This window comes from Saccharicrinis sp. 156 (assembly GCF_050589685.1).
In the GTDB taxonomy this organism is placed as follows: domain Bacteria; phylum Bacteroidota; class Bacteroidia; order Bacteroidales; family Marinilabiliaceae; genus Saccharicrinis.
In genome coordinates, this window is the sequence record NZ_JBNGOS010000037.1 from 26,922 (window position 1) to 49,947 (window position 23,026).

At 39.1% G+C, this 23,026-nt stretch carries 22 protein-coding genes; 12 read left to right on the forward strand and 10 right to left on the reverse strand.

From position 1 onward, the window contains the following. Positions 1 to 18 precede the first annotated feature (18 nt). On the forward strand, positions 19 to 2,142 hold the full coding sequence (locus ACRD64_RS19950) for an FUSC family membrane protein (protein WP_430935336.1): 2,124 nt from the start codon (positions 19 to 21) through the stop codon (positions 2,140 to 2,142). Between the two features lie 82 nt (positions 2,143 to 2,224). Here ACRD64_RS19950 and ACRD64_RS19955 read toward each other — a convergent pair whose 3' ends face one another. After that, positions 2,225 to 2,617 carry a hypothetical protein gene (locus tag ACRD64_RS19955; protein ID WP_430935338.1) on the reverse strand — a complete coding sequence of 131 codons (393 nt, stop codon included), beginning with the start codon at positions 2,615 to 2,617 and terminating at the stop codon, positions 2,225 to 2,227. Between the two features lie 199 nt (positions 2,618 to 2,816). On the opposite strand from ACRD64_RS19955, the gene ACRD64_RS19960 reads away from it, so the two are divergent. Beyond that, positions 2,817 to 3,266 carry a YhcH/YjgK/YiaL family protein gene (locus tag ACRD64_RS19960; RefSeq protein ID WP_430935340.1) on the forward strand — a complete coding sequence of 150 codons (450 nt, stop codon included), beginning with the start codon at positions 2,817 to 2,819 and terminating at the stop codon, positions 3,264 to 3,266. 79 nt (positions 3,267 to 3,345) lie between these two features. On the opposite strand, the gene bamE is transcribed toward ACRD64_RS19960, so the two are convergent. The 3 genes from bamE to ACRD64_RS19975 form a co-directional block, all read right to left on the reverse strand. After that, the gene (bamE, locus tag ACRD64_RS19965) at positions 3,346 to 3,819 is read right to left on the reverse strand and encodes an outer membrane protein assembly factor BamE domain-containing protein (RefSeq protein ID WP_430935342.1); all 474 of its coding nucleotides are present in this window, start codon (positions 3,817 to 3,819) and stop codon (positions 3,346 to 3,348) included. A gap of 325 nt (positions 3,820 to 4,144) precedes the next feature. Continuing rightward, a complete protein-coding gene (locus ACRD64_RS19970) occupies positions 4,145 to 5,023 on the reverse strand; it encodes a MerR family transcriptional regulator (RefSeq protein WP_430935344.1) in 879 nt (292 codons plus the stop codon). Between the two features lie 506 nt (positions 5,024 to 5,529). Further along, complete coding sequence (locus tag ACRD64_RS19975; protein WP_430935346.1) at positions 5,530 to 6,885, reverse strand: fasciclin domain-containing protein; 1,356 nt, start codon at positions 6,883 to 6,885, stop codon at positions 5,530 to 5,532. Between the two features lie 300 nt (positions 6,886 to 7,185). Between ACRD64_RS19975 and ACRD64_RS19980 the strand changes: the two genes are divergently transcribed. The 3 genes from ACRD64_RS19980 to nadD all read left to right on the forward strand — a co-directional run bounded on the left by ACRD64_RS19980 (position 7,186) and on the right by nadD (position 9,309). After that, positions 7,186 to 8,061 carry a YicC/YloC family endoribonuclease gene (locus tag ACRD64_RS19980; protein WP_430935348.1) on the forward strand — a complete coding sequence of 292 codons (876 nt, stop codon included), beginning with the start codon at positions 7,186 to 7,188 and terminating at the stop codon, positions 8,059 to 8,061. A 95-nt stretch (positions 8,062 to 8,156) separates the two neighbouring features. Beyond that, the gene (gene gmk / locus ACRD64_RS19985; RefSeq protein WP_430935350.1) at positions 8,157 to 8,729 is read left to right on the forward strand and encodes a guanylate kinase; all 573 of its coding nucleotides are present in this window, start codon (positions 8,157 to 8,159) and stop codon (positions 8,727 to 8,729) included. Further along, positions 8,722 to 9,309, forward strand: a complete 588-nt coding sequence (gene nadD, locus ACRD64_RS19990; RefSeq protein ID WP_430935352.1) for a nicotinate (nicotinamide) nucleotide adenylyltransferase — start codon at positions 8,722 to 8,724, stop codon at positions 9,307 to 9,309. The genes gmk and nadD overlap by 8 nt, the downstream gene beginning before the upstream one ends. A 236-nt stretch (positions 9,310 to 9,545) precedes the next feature. Here the strand turns inward: nadD and ACRD64_RS19995 are convergent, their stop codons facing one another. Together ACRD64_RS19995 and ACRD64_RS20000 are read right to left on the reverse strand one after the other, a co-directional pair. After that, complete coding sequence (locus tag ACRD64_RS19995) at positions 9,546 to 9,938, reverse strand: NifB/NifX family molybdenum-iron cluster-binding protein (RefSeq protein WP_430935354.1); 393 nt, start codon at positions 9,936 to 9,938, stop codon at positions 9,546 to 9,548. Between the two features lie 9 nt (positions 9,939 to 9,947). Next, positions 9,948 to 10,283, reverse strand: a complete 336-nt coding sequence (locus tag ACRD64_RS20000) for a DUF134 domain-containing protein (protein WP_430935356.1) — start codon at positions 10,281 to 10,283, stop codon at positions 9,948 to 9,950. A gap of 208 nt (positions 10,284 to 10,491) precedes the next feature. On the opposite strand from ACRD64_RS20000, the gene ACRD64_RS20005 reads away from it, so the two are divergent. Next, positions 10,492 to 11,265 (forward strand): SDR family oxidoreductase, encoded by a 774-nt coding sequence (locus ACRD64_RS20005; protein WP_430935358.1) that lies wholly within the window; start codon positions 10,492 to 10,494, stop codon positions 11,263 to 11,265. Between the two features lie 298 nt (positions 11,266 to 11,563). Further along, positions 11,564 to 13,153 carry a SulP family inorganic anion transporter gene (locus ACRD64_RS20010; protein WP_430935360.1) on the forward strand — a complete coding sequence of 530 codons (1,590 nt, stop codon included), beginning with the start codon at positions 11,564 to 11,566 and terminating at the stop codon, positions 13,151 to 13,153. Positions 13,154 to 13,206: 53 nt separating this feature from the next. On the opposite strand, the gene cbiB is transcribed toward ACRD64_RS20010, so the two are convergent. Next, entirely contained in the window at positions 13,207 to 14,178 is a 972-nt protein-coding gene (cbiB, locus tag ACRD64_RS20015) for an adenosylcobinamide-phosphate synthase CbiB (RefSeq protein WP_430935362.1), read from the reverse strand. Further along, entirely contained in the window at positions 14,175 to 15,197 is a 1,023-nt protein-coding gene (locus ACRD64_RS20020; RefSeq protein WP_430935364.1) for a pyridoxal phosphate-dependent aminotransferase, read from the reverse strand. The genes cbiB and ACRD64_RS20020 overlap by 4 nt, the downstream gene beginning before the upstream one ends. Before the next feature lie 202 nt (positions 15,198 to 15,399). Here ACRD64_RS20020 and ACRD64_RS20025 point away from each other — a divergent pair, with 202 nt between their 5' ends. From ACRD64_RS20025 to ACRD64_RS20045, 5 genes are all read left to right on the forward strand, one after another. Continuing rightward, on the forward strand, positions 15,400 to 16,755 hold the full coding sequence (locus ACRD64_RS20025; protein ID WP_430935366.1) for a sensor histidine kinase: 1,356 nt from the start codon (positions 15,400 to 15,402) through the stop codon (positions 16,753 to 16,755). Positions 16,756 to 16,959: 204 nt separating this feature from the next. Next, positions 16,960 to 17,472 carry a thiol peroxidase gene (gene tpx / locus ACRD64_RS20030; protein WP_430935368.1) on the forward strand — a complete coding sequence of 171 codons (513 nt, stop codon included), beginning with the start codon at positions 16,960 to 16,962 and terminating at the stop codon, positions 17,470 to 17,472. 230 nt (positions 17,473 to 17,702) lie between these two features. Beyond that, a complete protein-coding gene (locus ACRD64_RS20035) occupies positions 17,703 to 17,891 on the forward strand; it encodes a hypothetical protein (RefSeq protein WP_430935370.1) in 189 nt (62 codons plus the stop codon). A 711-nt stretch (positions 17,892 to 18,602) separates the two neighbouring features. Next, complete coding sequence (locus ACRD64_RS20040; RefSeq protein ID WP_430935372.1) at positions 18,603 to 19,682, forward strand: T9SS type A sorting domain-containing protein; 1,080 nt, start codon at positions 18,603 to 18,605, stop codon at positions 19,680 to 19,682. A gap of 52 nt (positions 19,683 to 19,734) precedes the next feature. Next, positions 19,735 to 20,304, forward strand: coding sequence for a hydrolase (locus ACRD64_RS20045; protein WP_430935374.1), 570 nt, complete (start codon positions 19,735 to 19,737; stop codon positions 20,302 to 20,304). Between the two features lie 145 nt (positions 20,305 to 20,449). Here ACRD64_RS20045 and ACRD64_RS20050 read toward each other — a convergent pair whose 3' ends face one another. Beyond that, positions 20,450 to 21,838, reverse strand: coding sequence for a dicarboxylate/amino acid:cation symporter (locus tag ACRD64_RS20050; protein WP_430935376.1), 1,389 nt, complete (start codon positions 21,836 to 21,838; stop codon positions 20,450 to 20,452). Between the two features lie 83 nt (positions 21,839 to 21,921). Further along, positions 21,922 to 22,998 carry a chorismate synthase gene (gene aroC, locus ACRD64_RS20055; protein ID WP_430935378.1) on the reverse strand — a complete coding sequence of 359 codons (1,077 nt, stop codon included), beginning with the start codon at positions 22,996 to 22,998 and terminating at the stop codon, positions 21,922 to 21,924. Between the last annotated feature and the right edge of the window lie 28 nt (positions 22,999 to 23,026).

The following is a 23,026-nucleotide window of genomic DNA, read 5'->3' on the forward strand; positions in this document are numbered from 1 at the left end:
CGTAAAAGTTATATTTGAATGACAAAATCGCTCAAACACACAAATCATAAAGCCTGGTTTCGATTATTGGTTAAGGAATTTTGGCGACACCCGAACAGACTAACCGCAACTAAAGTAATGATTACCATGGCTTTTCAAGCCATTCCATTTATTATCCTGGGGAATCCATTTTTGGTGGTCACGCTCTCATTGGGAACTGTTGCTGCCGCATTATCGGAAACCGATGACCATCCTAAGGGTAGAACAAAAGCACTGGCCATTACTATTATTAGCTTTGCGATTACTACATTGTCCGTTTCACTTTTAAAGCCCTACCCGATCATTTTTGGTGCAGGTTTTATAGCTTCAACCATCGTTTTTGTTCTTATTGGGGGCATAAGTGAAAGATATCGAGGTATTTCTTATGGCGCCGTTTTAATTGGCATTTATGCCATGATTGGGTATCGTGAAGAATACCTTTGGTACGAACAAGCCTTGTATTTATGTGCCGGCGCGAGCATTTACGGTCTTCTTTCCTTAATCTTGTTATTTCGGAAACCATGGCGTTTACTGGAAGAGCAACTGGCTACCGGGTTTAAGGCTTTATCCGATTATTTGGAAGAAAAAGCAAGAAACTTCCCGAACGAAAAATCAGAGCAGTCCAACCGACAGGCCATTTTAAACATCCAGGTGGTAAGCGCTTTGGAAAAGTGCAAGGAAGTGATCAACATCTATGGTCAGGAAGTAAAATCAAAAGAGCAATTAACACCTTACCTGCAACGCTTTATGTTATTGCAGAGCTTGCACGAGCGAGCTGCCTCAGGTCATGAAAATTATGAGAAACTAGCAGACAAAGAAGAATATTCGGAAATATTGGAAGGATTTGCCGAACTACTCCATCAGCTTTCGCATGCCTCCAGATTGGTAGCGGAAAACATGTTAACCGGAGAACCTTATATTCATCCTGTTTCAATAGGTTGGATTGTGAACGCTTTGGAATTTGAGATTGAGAAAATACCGGAACACGACCGTCAGTTGCTGGAACTACTTTTACATAACTTAATTCGTTCACACCAATCCTTAAAAAACTTTAACCTTCCGGATAAAAGCACTTCCGCGCCAAGGTTGGGACAAGACGAAAGAACCACCATACAGCGGCTTAAGGAACAATTAAACTGGAGTCATCCGAGATTGAGATATGCCATCAGATTAAGTTCTTGTTTTTTAATTGGTTATTTATTGATTCAACACTTTAACCTTGAAAATGGAGAATGGATTTTGCTCACCTCCTTATTCGTGAGCCAGCCCACCTACAGCGAAACAAGAAGAAAGTTATTGGAAAGAATTATAGGTACAATAACCGGAGTTGGGATTGGTATATTAATGCTACAACTTCTCCCTACCCAGAGTGGTCAACTTTTGCTTTTACTGGCAAGCGGATTCAGTTTTTTTTATTGGCGATTTTCCAACTATTCCTATGCGGTAATCTTCATTAGTATTTATGTTTTGGCGAGCAATCAACTTACATCCGAATCGGTTGACTATGTGCTTATCCCTCGAATAATGGACACCTTGGCCGGATCGCTTTTATCCTTTTTAGCCATTCGTTTTTTATGGCCTAACTGGCAGCATAAACAAATACCAAATTTATTAGGCAAAGCTCTTCAGAACAATATCTTGTATTTTAAAGCGATAGTCAATAGAACCAACCGGCAAAAGGATGACTACGATTATCGGTTGGCCCGAAGGTTAGCACATAAATCCGACAATGCCCTCACACTGGCCTGGCAAAGTATGCAAGTGGAACCTAAAAAGAGAAGACATCTGATGGATCAAGCATTTAAACTTACGTATCTCAACCATGCCTTACTCTCGCACTTATCGGCGCTTGGGGCCTTATACCAGGATCATAGCGACCTAATTCTTGCCAAAGATATTTATACGGCCATCACCAGCACTTTGAACGGAACTGCCACCAGGTTGATTGAAGATGACCATATGAACATTGGTTCATTAAAGCCGGTATTGTTTGAACTAAAAGATAGGATCAACGATTATTCCCAAGGAACAGAAAGGCAACATTTACGATTGATTTATAATATTGCGGCTGTAAGTAATAAACTGCTAAAAGAATCGGAAGAATTTCAAAAATCGATAAGTTAAGTTGCGCAATTCATTACTGTGAAACATCAATCATTAATGTACAAAACCACTTTTACAATGAAACAAAAGCTGATGTTAGAGCCTATGATTTAAGCTGATTTATCAGTTGATTTACTTTGCCCATATTGGCTTGTCGTTCCAATGAGAATGCACCAGACTCAATTTCAACCAGGTTATATAACTGAAGTGCTTTTATATAGCAACTTTTAGCGCGCTCATCATCATTATTTCTGACATGAATATCTCCTCCTTGCACCAGCAACCCGGCCATTACCTCCAATCCTTCAAAGCTTTCGCCAAACTTATCCTCAAAAATATTCCTTAGTTGGTCGGTATCCTTAATCAGGATAGCTTCTTCATCCAAATCCAATGATCTTTTAATTCCCTCGCTGTATAGTTTTTGAGCCTGTTCAATTTTTCCCTCCTTTAATAATCCAAGGATGGCAGCAATCATTTTGCCAATTTCTTCTATCATCCGTAAAATATAATCACGTCTAATCATAACTGTTATGTCTTGTATGAATATATAAATATAACGTGTTTTTTGAAGCTATACCACTTGTATCATAAAATAAGCGATTAGAAATTTTTCAAATCCCCCTAATTAAATGGTTAAACCCTATCAAATAATGTATATTTGTTATCAAATGTAAACCCGTTAAAATAATTCAAAAATGATTGTTGACAGCTTAGATCATGTAAAACACTACAGAAACTTAAACGAAAGGATAAAAAAAGCCTTCGAGTTTCTTGAAGAGTTGGACTTTGAAAACATTGAGCCAGGAAAATACAATGTAGAAGGAGATGAGATATTTGCCATTGTTAGCGAATATAACACCAAAGAGCATAAGGATGCCCGCCCCGAGGCACATGAACGCTATCTGGACATCCAGTATATTGTTAAAGGCGAAGAATATATGGGGTATTCTCCTTTAGAGGATCAAGATATAATGCAGCCGTATAATGTAGAAAAGGACGTTGTTTTTTATCAGGCTGATGTTAGCCCCATAAAAGTCAGCGAAGGGATGTTCGCCTTATTTTACCCTAACGACATCCACGCACCGGGAATGAAAATCGGTGAGTCAAAACCAGTAAAAAAAGTAGTGGTTAAAGTGGCCGTTTAAAAACAAAAGCTGAAATACCAGAAACCCCGTTTTTGTCATGACAAAACGGGGTTTTATATTTTTATATACAGTTAAGGTATTAGTCTTCCGGCCAGATATACGCTTCGTTATCATCGTCCCAAAGCGGGCCAAACTGAATTTCGGTAACTGCACCGTTTTCAATCCAGAAATTAATGCTTGCTTCGTAAAAGGTCACCACCTCATGATCGGGACTTTCGGGAGAAGAAACATCCTCTCTATCGTAATCGCCAAGATCTATAGCCGAAAGTTTAGCCAGTAAGTCATCGTCTGTAATACCCACTAGTTTAAGTCCTTCCAGAACGGCGTCGGGACTGCTAACGGCAATAGAACCCAGCCGCCAATCGTCCATCTCGTCAAAAGAAACAGAAAGCTCCAACTCATCATAGTGATACGCCTCCGTATTATCGTCAGCTTCTTCACTGCTCGAATAGGCATCAATTTCATCAGGTTCACCGAGAATCTCTTTTACCTGTTGACGAGTCATCCCGAAACGAATCTCGTCGAACCCCTTACCAATTAAAATGTCTTTCATGCGTTTATTTTTTTTATATTGTCACATTGCATGTTCCGCAATATTGCGGAAGAACTCGCCAAATAATCTACTCCACAGGGAAGAAATCATTATGGTGCTCATTCATATGTTTAAATGCTAAACCATGAAGAACGATGTACATCACCGGGTTAATTCATGGCATCTTTTATTTTTTGATATGCGCAATATAAGGCAATAATTAATTAAACCTATATCTCAACGGAAATTTTACACAAAATTCACAATAAGTAATTATTGGCCTTATTAGTTAACACACTTCAGACGCAAATACTTTTTTCCGTGCGTGATTTTTTCCTATCGGCGACTATAATTCGTGAAGTACCTTTTTTAACTCACCGGCATTCCTTATTAAATGAAAATCCTCGGGAATTTCGTGTGCATGTTTTTTAACTTGAAGGCCGGTAATCAAAAATGGCACATCCGGAAATTCATCTTTGTATTTTTTTAGCAGCTCATCCAATTCAACTTTTGAAGGCGGACTGATGAATGAAGTAAAAAAAGCATCCGCCTTTTGTATTTGGTTCACCGCTTTTAAGTCATCAAAAGGCACCGATATCCCTAGATAAATAACTCCGAAACCTTCTTTACGAGCCAACAAGCTGTAAAACAACAAACCTATTTCGTGCAGTTCGTTCTCAGGTAAAAAGAAGATTATTTGCTTGTCTTTTTTCTTATCGCTCATTTCGTTATCAATGGCCACAATTATCTTTTGGCGTATCAAGTTGCTGATAAAATGCTCCTGTGCCGGACTAACAGTACCTGCCTGCCACAAAACTCCAATCCTATCTAAAAAGGGAAACAATATTTCTTCCACCGTATTCTCAAAGCCTCGTTTAATTATTGATGTGGTCAATACATTGTTGAACTTATATTCGTTTAGCTCCAACATGGATACCACCAAACTTTCTATTTGAACGTTCGTGTTTCCATGATCCAAGCACAAGTCAATAACTTTTTCCTTCAACTGCTGGTTATTCAGATTGGCTATTTTGGAAATTTTAAAGCCGTTTTGATTTAATATGGCAATGTTTAAGATACGTTTTAAATCATCATCGGAGTACTTTCTTATATTGGTGTCGCTTCGCATGGGTTCAATAACCCCGTACCTTCTTTCCCAAATACGAATGGTATGCGCTTTTATTCCGGATATCTTTTCTAGATCTTTGATTGAATATACTGCCATTGTCTACAGTCCTGTCTTTTTGTTAGTCGAATTCAAATGTACTTATCAATACTGTTATGAATTCAATTTAAATACAGAAATTGAATCGTTATAAGTACTTTCTCCTTAACGAATGATGTTTTAGTTTTGTTCATCAAAACTACAAAATTATTTAGCAAAAAGAACCTTGCTACTAATGGGAAAGGTTGACCTGAAACACAGGCCAACCTCTCTGTCAACAACTGAAACCATATACCTAAAGATACGATATGATATAATGCCGATATGTATAAACACTGAGCGTTATTAACGGAATAAATAAATCCCGCAGCATTAAACCCGCAATATGCATTAGAAATTCCGTTATGCCATTAAACTACTTCAAAACAAGCTATTTCACGGAGTTGCTTCAACTCACCAGAGCGGTACTATGCCTCGTTTCAGCAACTCCTTGTTTTATCGTAATTTTAAATGCTCATTACGTCCCTCCAATAGATAATCCGGGTTTAACAATCGGTATGAACCGATTAAGGAACAATCACTTTATCAATTGCATGCACAACACCGTTGGTACCCTGTACATTGGCAATAATTACATTGATTTCCGAATCTATGGTCACCCCGTTGCTAATATCGATAGAAATGGTTTTTTCCGTGTTCAGGGTAGGTACGGTACCATTGCTCAAATCGGTAGACCTCACATTGCCACTCACAACATGCGCTAGCAAAATTGGTGTTAATGTTTCCTTGCTTAAATCTGCCACACCACTTACTCCTAGTGCGGTAAACAACGCCTTAAACGCTGTGTTAGTGGGTGCGAAAACGGTATATGGCCCTTCTCCCGAAAGTGTTTCGTCCAATTCGGCCTTCACCACTGCCTCAACTAATATTGAAAACGCACTGTTGTTGATGGCCAGGTCAACCACGGTATTGGGCAGAATAACTTTATCGATCACGTGAACAATTCCGTTTGTAGCCACAACATCTGTTAAAACCACTGTTGCTCCATTGACCATTACAGCCGAGTTACTGACTTCAATGTTCATACTTAAGTAATTTTCTTGTCCCATGGCCAACGCATTAACATATCCAGATGTTACCTGGGCAGCAGGAACAAAGTCATCTATCACGTGGTATAATAATATGGGTGTAAGTGCCTCCTTGTCTAAATCATCCAATGTTGCACTTAAATCCTGGAACAACATGGCAAATGCATCATCTGTTGGAGCAAATACGGTAAAGTTATTATCATCATCGTCCAGGGTTCCAGCTAGTTCTGCTTTCACCACAGCCGCCGTCAGGTTGCTCAACGCAGGATTGGCTATGGCATGATCTGTAATAGATGGTGGCAAAATTACCTTGTCGATGATGTGAATAACACCATTGTCGGCCATTACATCCGCTTGCGTAACTTTTGCAGAGCCATTAACCATCAAATCCTCCTTGTTAAAATAAATAGAATAATAATACCCATCTTCCTTTTCGCTCATGGACGCATAGTAACCAGAGGATAAACTTGAAGATGCGTTGCTTCCACTAACCACATGGTAAAGCAAAATCTCAGTCAAATCATCCGTAGAGATATCATTTAACGAAGTGGCGCCCAAATTGTTCAACAATGCTTGAAAAGCAGTGTTTGTTGGTGCAAACACCGTGTACTCAGTAGACCCGTTTAAAGTGGAAACCAAGTTAGCTTTGGCAAGTGCTTCCACCAAAATTGTAAAAGAAGACTCAGAAACTGCTATATCAACAATGGTATTAGTTTCTTCTTCCTCGGGCTCGTTCAGGTTGTTGTCGTCATTTTCATCACAGGCGGTTGTACTAATAGATAAAAGTACAAACGCTGCCAGTATTAAATACCAATTGAATCTTAGAGTTTTCATGATTTTTTGTTTTAACATTGATTAAACTTTTAACCACCTTTCAAATTAAACGCGCGCTATCATTAACTTGAAAAAATGAGTTGCGTTGATTATTTTTTGTTTAATCTTTACAACTTTTTATTAAACATTAAAGATCTGGTTTTTGTTCATTGTTTTTTAGCTTTTTATTAAACACTATATAAGACAGATCACAATTACCGTTGATTTCAGAGGTGTTTGACCAGTTTTTTTTGGTGAAAATAAAATCAGAATTCTAAGTTAAAAGATTAACTTTGTGGCTTTAAAAAAGCTAAATAGCATATGATTAAATCAATGACCGGCTTCGGTAAAGCCACTTGTGAACTTCCAGACAAAAAAATTAGCATCGAAATTAAATCACTTAACAGCAAGCAATTAGATGTAAACATGCGCTTGCCTAACATGTACAGAGAGAAAGATTTGGTGCTTAGAAACGAATTAGCCAATCAATTGGGAAGAGGAAAAGTAGATGTTGGTTTTTATATTGATTTTTTAGGTGCAGAAAAAAACGCTTCTATCAATCCCCAGGTTATTGAAACGTATTTTAATCAATTATCCCCCCTTGCCGATAAACTAGGCTTAACCGAAAATACCGATATTCTAAGAGCCATTATGCCTTTGCCGGATACAGTTAAGATTGAACAAGCAGAATTAGATGAAAGCGAATGGGCAACCATTTTTAGCACGTTCAAATCGGCCTTAAATAATTTAAACAGTTTTAGAGCACAGGAAGGTGAGGTGCTTCAAAAAGAGATTACCGAGAGAATTAGCAATATTAGAAATTACCAGGCTGCCGTAGAACCTTTTGAAGCAGAACGAATTGAAAAGGTGAGAGAGCGTATTCTTGACCAATTAAACGAGCTTAAGGAAAAAATAAACCTGGATCAAAACCGCTTTGAGCAGGAAATGATTTTTTATCTGGAAAAACTGGACATTACCGAGGAAAAAGTAAGACTAACCAATCACCTGGATTACTTTATAGAAACCATTGAGAAGGAAGATTTGGTAGGTAAAAAACTTGGTTTCATCACCCAAGAAATTGGGCGTGAAATAAACACCATGGGATCTAAGGCTAACCATTCCGAAATTCAAAAGTTGGTGATTCAAATGAAAGATGAGCTGGAAAAGATCAAAGAGCAGAATTTGAACGTACTTTAAATTAATAGCTTGCAGCCAACAAAACATAGCAAGCAGCTCGTCACAAAATACGCTAATCAATCTCTAATACTACCAAAAAACAAATGACCAATAACATGTCGAAAAACGGCAAATTGATTATTTTCTCAGCACCTTCGGGTTCGGGCAAGACTACCATTGTAAAGAATCTGCTCGAAAAAGATTTTAAGATGGAGTTCTCTATTTCGGCAACCACAAGAGCTCCCCGAGTAAACGAAAAACATGGAGTAGACTACTATTTTTTAACCCCTGAAGAATTCCGTTCTAAAATAAACGATGATGATTTACTTGAGTGGGAAGAAGTTTATAACGACAAATACTATGGCACTTTAAAAAGCGAGGTGGAACGCATTACTTCCAAAGGCAACAATGTGGTGTTTGATGTAGATGTGGTTGGAGGACTGAACATTAAAAAAATGTATGGCAACAGAGCGATAGCCATATTTGTTAAACCTCCTTCCATAAAGGAACTAAAAAAAAGGCTGGAGATACGTGGTACGGATTCCGAGGAAGTGATTGCACAAAGAATCAACAAAGCCGAAGAAGAATTGAGTTATGCCAATAACTTCGATCACATTGTGGTAAACAGCAATCTGGATTTGGCCATTGAGCAAACCGAGAAAATACTGTACAATTTTTTAAATGACTAACACCGGCAACAACATAGGATTGTATTATGGGTCGTTTAACCCGGTACATATCGGCCATTTGGCCTTGGCCAATTTTATCGTGGAAAATTCCGCACTGGATGAAATTTGGTTTGTAGTCAGCCCCCAAAACCCATATAAGGAAGCTTCGGAGCTTGCTGAGGCAAAACACAGGGTTAGAATGCTGGAGTTATCCATTAAAGATTACACAAAGTTTAAAGTCTGCAGTATTGAGTTAAATCTACCAACCCCATCGTACACTTATGCTACATTAAGGGAGTTATCTAAACTACACCCACACAATAAATTTACCGTTATTATTGGAGGTGATAATTTACCCTACCTAAAAAGGTGGAAAAATGCGGAAGAGATTTTGGCCAATTATTCTTTTATGGTGTACCCTCGTCCCGGTTACAATATTGATCAGCACGACCTCTCGGACAATATCCAGGTATTTTACGCACCTGTTTTCGATATCGATTCTACCAGCATCCGAAAAGGGATTCGGGACGGTAAAGATTATCGTTTTCTGGTTCCGCATGAAGCGTTTCAATATTTAATTGAGAAAGAACTATATCGTTAACATTCCTGCACATTGGGAGGACACTTGCATAAAACAAGGAGTCGCCTGATAAATAACGTCAAATGCTTCTCCTGATATTTCGTTCGCCTATTCAATTCGCATCGACCAATACCCTTATCAAAACACCAACCTAAATATTACACAACATTCGTGTTGAGGTATTTTTTTATAGTACAATCCCCAGGTATAAGGCATTTAGTCTATTATCCCTCATCTCCTATCCCGTTTCTGAAACATCAATGATTTCCGCAATTATGATCGTCATTGTCATGCGGAGGACAAACTTCGGAATTTCCTTTATTTCCGTTTAACCATTGCTCCAAAACCTGTTTGGTTTCGCCTTCGTAGCCCATAAACACTTCAATATTGGAAGCCTTAAGTTTATTGATGGCTCCTTGACCAATTCCTCCGGCCAATAAAACATCAACACCTTCATTGCCAAGCTCTGCAGCCAAATCCGATTTACATCCGCAACTTTCCGGAGCCGTGTAATACGCTGTATCCAATACTTTATTTTGAACCGATAAAGTATAAATGGTGAACTTTTCGCAATGCCCAAAGTGATTGTCAATCATTTCTCCCCTAGTAGGCAATGCCACTTTTTTTGTGCTCAACTTTAAATCAATCATTTGTATTATTTATTTCGTTTCAATATTAACTTCAACTGTATTCTTTGTGCCCGAAAATTCATTACCAGCTGCTTTTTCGATCCGCAGTACATATCCATTGATTAGTGCAGTTGCCACTTTTTTACGGGCTTTCTCAAGTATTCTACCAAATGTTTGACGCGAAACCCCCATTTCATCAGCCGCTTCGGCATGATACAAACCCTGTTCGTCTGCTAAACGAATGGCTTCATATTCATCTAACTCAACAACAACTTCCTGCAATTCACAAGCTCTAATACCTGCGGGCTTAAAAATGTATACATTCGGGAATTGGCCAATATTACGGCATCCTTTGGTACGTGGCATATTCTACAATTTTGCGCTAAAATAGGCATATGCCCAATATAAAACAATAGCTTCTATTCATTCAGAAATATTTTTTGTTCAAATGGATATAATATTGAAAAACTGACATCGGGAGCAAGCCGTTATTAAACGTATAAAACTGAAATATAAACCAATCTATTTGTATATTAGCCATGCATCATCGTTCGCAAACCTTAAAATCAATATCATGAACCTGAACATAAAGAACAACACATTTTTGGTTATCGGAGTAAGCAGCGGTTTTGGTAAGGCCACAGCAGAGCATCTAATTGCGGAAGGAGCAAAAGTTATTGGGGTAGCGCGCACCGAATCAACGCTCAACGAATTCAGCAAGGTTCACAAAGAAAAACTCATTCCTTATTGTGGAGACATAACCGAGATTGATACTGTTGTTAAGGTTGCCAGGATAGCTGTTTCCAGCAATATTTCAGGCGTTTTTATGAATGCAGGGGGACCACCCGCGATGCAATTTGAAGAGTCGGAACTTAGTGACTGGGACAAAGCTTACCATCAATTGTTGCGTTGGAAGGTGGCTCTGACCCAAGCCTTGCTCCCGCACTTTAAGTCCAAACAATATGGTAGGATAGTGTACCTGGAGAGCGCTTCGATAAAGCAACCTATCGATAACCTCGTATTAAGCACTTCACTCCGTTTGTCGGTGGTAGGTATGATGAAAACCTTATCGCAGGAACTGGCCGGGAACGGTGTTACTTTTAATATGATTGCCCCGGGTTCACACACCACCCCTGCTATTGACAGATTAATACAAAAATCGGCGGAACAACAAGGTATTAGCTTCGAGAGTGCCAAAAATTCATTTGTCGACAAACAACCTTCGAAAAGCATGGGAAAACCTGAAAATTTGGGTTCATTGGCTGCCTGGTTGCTTTCGCCGCTTTCCGAATTTGTAAACGGTCAAGTATACGCTATCGAGGGTGGAGCTGTAAAGGGAACTCTTTAGGGTAGAAAAGTAAGGGTAAATAAAAAAGAAGAATATGCCAGTTAGCAATATTTAATTAGTGGAGAGCACAGAGCAGAATAGGGAGAGTCCAAATGTTGGCAGGCAATACAGGGCCCAAGAGTATGTTGGTAAACTTCTTTTCAATTAATCTTTTTTAACACAAATTAAGCGGATATACTGCTAAATATAAATTTCATATCAATCGAAGTTGAGCCTTTTTACTATTTTTGCTGGCTGATTTTGATGAGAAGTACCTTCAACAAAATCACTTACAAACTGTAAACGAATAACTTATTATATGAAATTTACTTTCTCTTTTATCGACAAGCGACAGGGCTCAGTCAAAGATGACATTCTTTCGGGATTAACCGTTGCCTTAGCACTTGTGCCCGAAGCGGTTGCATTTGCATTTGTGGCAGGCATTTCTCCTATTATTGGTCTTTACGGTGCCTTTATGATGGGCTTGGTAACCGCCGTATTAGGTGGCCGTCCCGGGATGATTTCGGGAGCAACAGGTGCTCTGGCCGTTGTAATGGTAGGTTTAGTAATCGAAGGCAATGCCATAGGAGGCGAATCTGCCGGTGTGCAGTACCTTTTTGCCACTATTATTTTAGCCGGAATTTTTCAGATGCTTGCCGGTCTGTTCAAGTTAGGAAAGTTCATCCGTATGGTACCCCAGTCCGTAATGATGGGATTTGTAAACGGGTTGGCCATCGTAATTTTCACCTCACAACTTGGAATGTTTAAGGTAGATGGCGAATTCCTCTCTGGTGCTCCTCTGATGATCATGCTTGGCTTGGTAATTTCAACCATGGCCATTATGTATTTCTTGCCCAAATTCAGCAAGAAGATCCCGGCTGCTCTGGTTGGCATTTTGGTTGTTTCCCTGATCGTAATTTTAGGTGGAATTGAAACAGAAACTGTTCGCTCTTTTGTGGTATCCAGAGGAGGCACAGGCATAAAAGCCGGATTACCCGATTTTAATATACCTATGATTCCACTTAATATGGAAACACTGGGTTTTATAACCCCTTATGCGTTGATACTTGCTATGATCGGTTTAATTGAGTCATTAATGACCTTAACCTTGATTGATGAGCTTACAGAAACCCGGGGTAGTGGTAACCGTGAGTGTGTGGCACAAGGCATTGCCAATATCACCAACGGATTCTTTGGGGGTATGGGCGGATGTGCCATGATCGGTCAAAGCATCATCAACATCAAGTCGGGTGGCAGAGGCCGTTTGTCGGGAATTGTGGCTGCTTTGGCGCTTTTGGCATTTATCCTTTTCGGTTCTACCTATATCGAAATGGTTCCTATTGCCGCTCTGGTAGGTGTTATGTTTATGGTGGTTATCGGAACTTTTGCCTGGAGTACTTTTAAAATCATCAACAAAATTCCTTTGGCCGACGTGTTTGTAATTGCTTTGGTAACTGTTTTAACCGTGTTATTTGATTTGGCAATTGCAGTGGCTGCCGGTGTAATAGTTGCCGCCCTGGTTTTTGCCTGGGAAAACGCCGTTAAAGTCCGCGTTACAAATGTCACCGATGAACAAGGTGTAAAACACTATATCGTGCACGGACCGCTGTTTTTTGCGGCCACAACATCATTTATTTCAAAATTTGATGTCAAAAACGACCCCAAAGAAGTAGTGATCAGTTTCGAAGAGTCGAGAATTATGGACCAGTCGGCTATTGAAGCCATCAATAAACTGGCAGAAAAATATCAGTTGATTGGCACCAATGTGCACCTTAGATATTTAAGTCAGGATTGCGTAAAACTAATTAAACGCGCAGAGAAGATTTGTGATGTGAATGTATTGAAGGATCCGGACTATCATGTAGCCATTAACGATTACCGTAAAAAGGTGGAAGCGCTGAATGTTTAAACTGCATACAAATTACAAAGGGCCGTTCGTTTGCAGAACGGCCTTTTTGTTTATTATAATACCATCTGGTTAAACAAATAATTATAATCTTTTAAGTACCAAATAAAAACCGCACAACCTATAACCATAACCAGACTAACCAAAGCATTTACCTCGCATGCCCTTATCACATCCCCTTTTGAAATCTCCCTTGGATTTTCACCCATATATGGCTTATCCACTCTTATCCCGTGATAAACATTAGGCCCGCCAAACCTGCAATTTAAAATGCCCGCCAATGCGGATTCTGGATATCCCGCATTAGGACTGGCATGCCGGCGACCATATTTAAACACAAAAACACCCCCCCTGTAACTGCCGGATACCAACACCATTAACAACGCTGTTAAGCGAGCCGGAACAAAATTGGCTATATCATCAATTTTTGCGGCCACCTTCCCAAACTGTTTGTATCGATCACTTTTATAACCTATCATAGAGTCTAAAGTATTAATCATCTTATAAGTAAACATCAATGGAAATCCTCCCAGTGCATAATAAAACAAAGGAGCTATCACACCATCACTCAAATTCTCGGAAAGAGTTTCCAGTACCGCGGTATAAATCTGCTGATCATTCAAATTAGAAGTATCGCGACCAACAATGTAACTAAGTTGTCTTCGGCCCGCCTCCAGCCCCTCTTTTTCAAGTGCATGAACAACCTTTAATCCTTCGTTTATTAAAGTTCTATTGGCCAATCCGTAAAAAACAAAAACGCTCCCGCCTACCAGCCAAAACCATTGGTTTATGGCCAAAATACTTTCAATTTTTAAGAGAACAAACCAAGTTGAACCGATCAATAACAAGGTTAATAAAGCACCTTTTACAGTTGTATGGTCGCCTTTATTTAGCTTCCTCTCGCCCAACGCTATTAAATGACCAAAACCCTTGATAGGATGTGGCCACGAATACGGGTCACCGATCAAAGCATCCAGAATAAATCCAAATGTCAATATATAAACGGGTATATATAAGGTATCTATCATCTATTTAAATATTGGTAAATTGCTTTTGAACAAGCCATATTGTTATTGTTTCCTTGAACTGACAACCGAAAGTATCTTTCGTCCAAACCATAAAAGTTACTACAGTCCCGAATCAAGAAACCATAGTTTTCGATTAAATACCCCTTTAATTCTCGAGCGTTCGACGATTCAAGCTTAGCCAGAAAATAATTGGTGCGCGAAGGATAAACCGTTATGCCATCAATTTCTTCTATCATATTTTTAAACGCAGAACATTCTTGTGTAACCCGCTTTAAATCCATTTTAAAATCTACATAACGATCATAAATATACATCCCTGCTTCCAAAGCCAACGTTGACACACTCCATGGCATACGAAACGCGGCTATTTTGTCGCGCAATTTATTTGATGCAACCAAGTACCCCAATCGTAACCCGGGTATAGAGCAGAACTTGGTAACAGACTTAACAACGATAAGACGATCGTACTTATCCACCAGACCTACCGATGATTCAAAATCCGAGCATAGTTCACCGTAGGCCTCATCTATAATAAATATTGATTCAGGATTATTCTTCAAAAGGTATTCGATCGTTTTCAAGGAAAGAACCTTCGCATCCGGATTATTGGGGTTTCCTAACCAGACCAGCTGATTTGAGAATTTAGATTCTTTTGACAGGTTCGTGTTCTCATAGTAGCTCACCTTATGCATGTGCACTTTTGCTGCATCTTCATATTCCGAAAACGAAGGAGATATTATGGTTGAAGAACACTGCCGAAAACAATGCGCGATCAAATAAAATGCTTCCGTGGCACCGCTGGTGATGCACACATTGTCCGGATGCAACTGATGATGCCTTGCAATGGATGCTTGCAGATTAGCGGCATCTACAGGAGGATAGTCTCTTATTTGGTTCAGGCATGTTTCCAGATAAGAAATTAATCCTCCATTTAACGACCCGTACCAAATATTGGAACTAAAATCAACCTTTATTCTATGTTCCATACCCAAGGTATGGTTTCCGTGACCAAGCAACATGTAAACTTTGATTAAAAGTCCACAAAATTAACAATTAATCTATAAAACCGATATCCATCAAAAATCTATCTCTATTCACCTTTATATATTGATTATTAATCACTAAAATAAATCAATAAAGCAAATCCTGATTATCCATATCCCATAAAAGGAATTTGTATTCGTTAATATTTTTATATTCGTAGTATTAACCCCATACAAAATGAAGCAAGTAAAACGCGCAAGTATATTTCATTTTTCATTGGAAAAATGGATGGATACCAAATTAGACAAACTTAACTCCAAGGAAATATTTGAACAAGTTGTACTGGCCACAACCATATTAAGCATCCTTGCTTCAGTTTGTAATACCCTATTGGGGCTAGCGCCCATCCTTAGCCAATTTACGTTTGCCCTGTCTTTTTTATTGATGGGCATATACTACCTGTCACGATTCAGAAACAAATATTCCTTTACCCTGAAATTGTTTATTGGATTGCAATATTTTGTCATTAATTTTTTGTGGTTGACAAATGGAGGGAGTAACGGACCAACTTTGCTGATCTTTCAGGCCTTTATTCCCATGTTTATTTTCATGAGCGAAGTTAAAAAGAAACTTTTGCTTATTTCTTTGTTTGGATTTAACATCCTCGTTTTGTTGGCAATAGATTTTTTCTTTCCCCAACTGATTGTCAATTATAAAAACGACACAAACAGGATTATTGATATCCTTGTGGTAATCATTGCTTTTTTTGTCTTCATCATTCCGTTGTTATACTTTATTCAAAAGCAATTTATAGCACAAAGTATAAAAGCTATCAACTCCGAAAAAATAAAAAGTGCTTTTTTAGCCAACATGAGTCACGAAATAAGGACGCCAATGAACGCCATCATTGGTTTTTCTGAACTGCTGAACCAACCGGATCTAAGTAAAGAGAGCAAAGAGGAATATGTAAACATCATCAGGGACAATGGAAATATATTGTTGGGTATAATTAACAATGTAATGGATGCATCAAAATTGGAATCCGGTGCTATTGAGGTGAACAAGAAGCAAACTAAAATAAAACCTCTTTTCGAAAGGATTTATGCTTCTTTCACAGCACAAATACCTGCCCACAAAAAATTAATATTCAGTTACGAAATCCCTGTTGGGCTGGACGACCTGGAAATATATACGGACGAATTACTGTTGCATCAAATTCTAACTAACCTTATTACTAACGCCATTAAATTTACCGACAAGGGATTTATAAAATTTGGACTTGCCTTACCCAATCCTCAAAATCCTGACAGGATAAGAATTTACGTAAGTGATAGCGGTAAAGGAATTTCCGCCGAAAACCAGAAATTAATCTTTCAACGTTTTAACCAGGGCGGACTTGATTTAAAAAACAAAAAGGAAGGTGTCGGTCTGGGGCTATCCATCAGTAACGAACTGGCGCAAAAAATTAACGGAAAAATCGATCTCGAATCGGATGGCAAAACGGGCAGCACCTTCTATATAAACATCTTTGAAGGAAGACCTGGGGAGCAGGCTTCATGGATTAAAACGACGAAATATGTTAATTATAATTAAATTCAAATTATTTTACATCATACTTAAACTTTTATATAAACACGTTGTTTACCGTTCAACAAATAAATAAACATTTGAATAAATTAAATGTAAATTTAACTCTTGCCGGAAATCCGGTAACGTATTTATATTAGGCCATGTATTTATTTGATATGTAGAACATCATAACAATAACAAAATTACAACTAGATAAAATAAAACAAAATGAACAAAACAGATTTAGAAATTACATTCGCAGGAAATAAAGTAACTATACTTGGTGACCAAATAAAAGTAGGTGATAAAGCACCTGACTTCACCGCACTCAACGGAAAATTAGAGCCGGTTAAACTTTCTGACTTTGACGGTAAAGTTAAAATCATTGTTGTTTACCCTTCTATAGATACGGGTGTTTGTGCTGCACAAAATAGGCGTTTTAACGTTGAAGCTAACAACCTTGAAGATGTTGTTGTATTGTCAATTTCTTGTGATTTACCTTTTGCACAAGCTCGTTTCTGCGGTGCGGAAGGCTTGGATAATATCATTACACTTTCCGACCATAAAGACCTTGATTTTGGTAAAAAATATGGTTTTGTAATTGAAGAATTGAGGTTATTGACTCGCGGAACAGTGATCATAGACAAGGATGGAACTGTTAAATATGTAGAGCATGTTCCGGAAATTACCACTGACCCTGATTATGAAAAAGCTTTGGAAATAACCAAGAGCTTACTTTAAGAGTTATCCACCCCATCATATAAAAGCCGCTTACGTTCATTCGTAAGTGGCTTTTTTTGAAATTACGAACACGGATTACCAATACCCTTCATTAATTAAAATTAACCTTTAAAATTAGCATATCGACCATGTTTTTTTATTTGCAACATAGTTGTTATACATTACCTCCGGTTTATCCTTAACTTGTATATCTATGGCATACACACTAAATTTAATTGGAGGAGTGAAAAATGAATGATAAACAAATAACTGATGACAAAAGCACTTGGGCAATTGGAGGAGGCTTACTAATCGGCTTAGGGGTTGGTTTTTTCTTTCTGAAAACGTCCGCGCTCGTATTTGTTGGCTGTATTATTGGAGGATTAGGTTTGGGATTAATTATTACGGCCATTCTTTCCAGTATAAAAAATCCGGAATAAATAATACACCTGTCCGCAACTTATATAAATCCATCTTATCCATCATTTCTGAATTAAGCAACAGATAATTTGAAGGGGAACGGATTTGAGAGTATGTTAAACCGTGGTCTTATAGCGCAATTGGTTTTAAAAGGTTGTTAGACCTGCGTTGCTATCCGGGAAATTTTACCAAATTTTTCCGTTACGAATATGCCATATGTAGGTATATCTTAAATAATGAGGAAAAGATGATGACGCGAATGTTCCAATGGAGTTTACTTAAAAACGAGTATTTATGTCGGTTAGCAATAGGTATCGCTCTCCGAAATTGCATAGGTTATGGTATTGCCAAAATTTAAAGAAGCGCCTCCACCCATCCTGCCTATTCTCGTAAGCCTAAAATAACAATCCATCGGAACACATAGGAAGAAGGGCGGCCCATGGTATTTTACCCGTACAAAACATTTTATAACATTTTTGATGTCATCAATTAAAAATAGTCAATGTTTTTGGTTGACCAATTGATTGGTTTGCCTATATTTGTTTTATTCATTTATATTAAAAACTTATTGTTATGAAATAATCTTGCATTTGCAGTCGTCAGCTGATGACACTTTGGTCTCGGTCCGGCAAGTACAACTTGAAAGGACACGAAGTGCAAAAATGTTAATGGCATTTTTGAGTTAGATATTTTGAACCCCTCCTTTTTATAATTTTAAGAAAGAATATCAGATGATTCCTAAAAATTATTTTTTTAGCGGCATTAACAAAACAGTTATAGCGTTAATTCTATTTAGCTTAGCCATTAACGCTTCTTCTCAGGTTATATTGAGTGCTGACGGAAATACGGACACCTACGATTTAATAAACTCGGTTTTGGCTCCCGGATATAACGTCGTTGAAGTTCCCGATTGCGGCCATGAAGAGTTTGGCGACCATATAGACCAGGCATTTGACGATGAGCTAGACACCTATGTGTTTTGTTTTCATATCCATACCGAATTTGATTCTGACCGGTGTATTAATTACGACCGACAGCGCACCGAAATTAAAACGTATGATAAATCGCCTGATAATTTAATAGGCACTGAAGGTGAAACTGTAGTGTATAAATGGAAATTTAGGCTGGATATTGATTTTAAAGCCAGCAGCAGCTTTACACACTTGCACCAACTAAAAGCTGTAGGTGGTTCCGAGGAAAGTATGCCATTAATGACATTAACAGCCAGAAAGGGCACACCGGATAAACTTGAACTTCGCTATGCGGAAGCCTTATCGCAGGAAACAATTTACCAGGCGGACCTAACTCCTTTTAAAGGATACTGGGTATTAGCAACCGAAAGGATTACATATGGCGAAACAGGTGAGTATAGTATCAACATCACGTTACTACAATCGGGACAGTCTATATTCCAGTATTCCTCCAATAATATCAGGACCTGGAAAACCGACGCTGATTTCATCCGCCCCAAATGGGGGATCTACCGCAGCTTAAACGATTCTGAAAACCTCAGGGATGAAAAAGTCTATTTTAATGATTTTAGTATCGAAGAAACAAATGGCACACCGGTTTTAGAAACCAAAGGAAACCAAGATTTCATAATATATCCTAACCCTAGCACTGGAGAATTCACAGTTTCAAATATACTGAACAAGGACATTCAGATTAGAAACCTGTATGGCGAGCTAATTTTTAAATTGCAAAACGCTAGCACAAACCAATTAAGCATTAACAACATAACTTCCGGACTATATTTAATCACTTTACGTTTCGGAAATAATATAGCAACTCAAAAACTTGTTGTCAATTAAACGAAGCCTTTAATACCGATTAGTATTCGACCTGATCAATATTTATTAGCCTATGTCAAACATCCCTACACGGGAAGAAGCCTTGCAACTCTTCCGCAAATACAACAAAACCGACAGTCTCTACCGTCATGGATTGGCGGTAGAATCCGTAATGAAACATTTTGCCCATAAATATCGGGAAGATGAAGTAAAATGGGGAATCATCGGTCTGGTTCACGATTTGGATTACGAAATGTATCCCGACGAACACTGCCGAAAAACGGAAAGCATTTTAAAAGAGGCCAACTGGCCCGAAGGCTATATCCGTGCAATCCTTAGCCATGGTTGGGGAATCTGTACCGATATAGAACCTATGGAAACAATGGAGAAAGTGCTTTTCGCTTGTGATGAGCTAACAGGGTTAGTAACAACAGCAGTTCTCGTTAGACCAGATAAAAGCATCCATACCCTGACCGTAAAATCGGTAAAAAAAAGATGGAAAGATAAACGTTTTGCTGCCAAAGTAGACAGAAGTATCATTACAAAAGGTGCCGAGATGCTGGAAATGCCCATTGAAGAACTGATTGCAGAAACCATCCAGGGCATGCAAGACATTGCCCCCCAGCTTGGATTAGACGGATAAAAAGCATAAATAACTATTATACGAGATCTGTAGGCTTGGAACATACATGTGTTAAGCACCTACATTAAAGATATATCAATATTTAAACGGAAAAGTCAAAAGCTGAAGCTAAAACCGACAGTTCAATGACCCATACAATAGATCATTACTTTTCCACATTCGCATACTGATCAATAATTACGCTAACCGTTGCATCACCGGTTACATTAACCGTTGTCCTTACCATATCCAGAATACGATCAACAGGTAAAATAATGGCTATCCATGCCGGATTTAATCCCACCGACTGCAACACGACCATTAACATTACGATACCTGCACTAGGAATAGCTGCAGAGCCGATACTGGCTAAAGTGGCCGTTAAAACAACCGTTATCTGCTGCCCCAACGTAAGGTTGATCATATGCATCTGGGCCAGAAACAATACCGCCACAGCCTGGTACAAACTGGTTCCGTCCATATTCACCGTTGCACCTATTGGCAACACAAAACCGGCCGTTTTTTTGTCTACCTTCAAATTCTCCTCCACACACTCAAATGTAACAGGCAAGGTTGCCGCGCTTGAGCTGGTAGAGAATGCCAATGCTTGAGCCGGGCTGATCCCTCGAATAAACTCAAAGAACTTTCGTTTGGGCACAAGCAGCTTTAGAACACCAGGGTATATTGCAAAAGCCATTAAAATCAATCCCAATAGCACCGTTGCCGAATACCAGCCCAAACCTTTAAAAACCTCGATTATTTTAGCTGGGTTATCGCCTGCAATATCATTCACTACCCCCGCCATTAAGGCAAATACAAAAAAAGGAGCACCTTTCATGATGATATCTACCATCCTGATAAAAACCTCGGAAGCACCATCAAAAAACTGAATCAATACTTTTGATTTCTCCGATGGGATATAAAGTAGCGTGATACCAAAAAAGATGGCGAAAAAGATAATTTGCAACATGGAACCATTGCCTGCTATCGCATTAAAAACATTCTCCGGAACCAGGTCAACAAGTGGTTGCAGAGGCCCCTGCTTTCCTTTAGGTTTGTATTTGGCTACTACTTCATTATCGGTTGCCACCCTTAACAAAGCCGATTTTGCTTTGACAATCTCCCGGTTTTCGGGCAAATCCAAATAACGTTTCCCATCTTTAATATCTATCTTATTCTGATCGGCCCACAATTCGTAACTTATTCGGTTTTCCAATCTTACCTCGTCAGATAATATCTTTCCCGGGGTAAAGGTATTTACCAACACCAAACCCAACGAGACTGCAGTAATCGTGGTCACCAAATATAAACCAAGCGTCCTCGCCCCTAATTTTCCCAGATCTTTGGGGTCACCCAAACTTACAATACCACTGATAATAGAAAACAGGATCAGGGGAATGGCAATCAGCTTAAGCAGGTTGAGAAAGATTTTACCGAATGGGTCAATCCAGTCGCCGGTAAAATCCTGCCATCCCAGGTAACCTGACAAAACGGCCCATATGGCTCCTAAAACGATGCCTATGATGATTTGTAAATAAAGAGGGAAGTTTTTCATATTGTTGCATAAAGATTAAAGACAAAAGGGTTAAGACCTGAACGGTAACTTTATAAACTTTTGCCTTTACGTACTTTGTTAACTTAACGGTACATCTTATTCAGGTAAATCATATCCACCATTACCATAGCAGCCATCGCTTCCACAATAGGCACTGCGCGAGGCAGAACACATGGGTCGTGGCGTCCTTTGACGGTTGTGGCGACTTCTTCACCGTGTTTATTTACCGTATTTTGTTCTTTAAGAATAGTTGCAATGGGTTTAAAGGCTACATTCATATAAACATCTTCACCATTTGTAATTCCTCCCTGCACACCCCCGGAACGGTTTGTTTTAGTACGTACCCGATCTCCGTCCATATAGAATTCATCGTTATGGGCCGTTCCTTTCATCTCACTGGCCTTAAAGCCCATACCATACTCAAAACCTTTAACTGCATTGATTCCCAACATGGCTTTTCCCATTTCCGCATGGAACTTATCGAACACCGGCTCCCCTAATCCAACGGGAGCATTCTTCACCACACAGGTGATCACCCCTCCCACAGAATCCTTATCCTGGCGAACCTGGTCGATATATGCAATCATCTTCCCGGCCACCTCATCATCCGGACAACGTACAATATTTTCCTCGGCTTTTGCCAGATCCATTTCGGCATAGGACTTTTCCAGTTTGATTGTGCCGACCTGTGAGGTATATGCATTTATCTGAACACCATACTTTTTTAGAATCAGCTTAGCAATGGCTCCTGCCACCACTCTGGCAATGGTTTCGCGGGCCGATGAACGCCCTCCTCCCCTATGATCGCGGATGCCATATTTCTGTTGGTACGTATAATCGGCATGGGAAGGACGGTACACATCTTTTATATTTCCGTAATCCTTTGAGCGCTGATCGGCATTCCAAATTAAAAAACCAATCGGGGTTCCGGTTGCTTTTCCGTCCAAAACACCGGATAAAATCTCTACCTTATCTTTCTCGTCGCGGGGTGTTGTGATGGCACTCTGTCCCGGTCGACGGCGGTTTAGCTCACTCTGGATAAAATCCAAATCAATATCTATACCGGGCATAACACCTTCGATTACACCACCTACCGCTTTACCATGCGACTCCCCAAAGGAAGTCAGTTTATAAAAGTTACCAAATGAATTTCCGGCCATATTTTAAATAGATTAATAGATTTTTAGA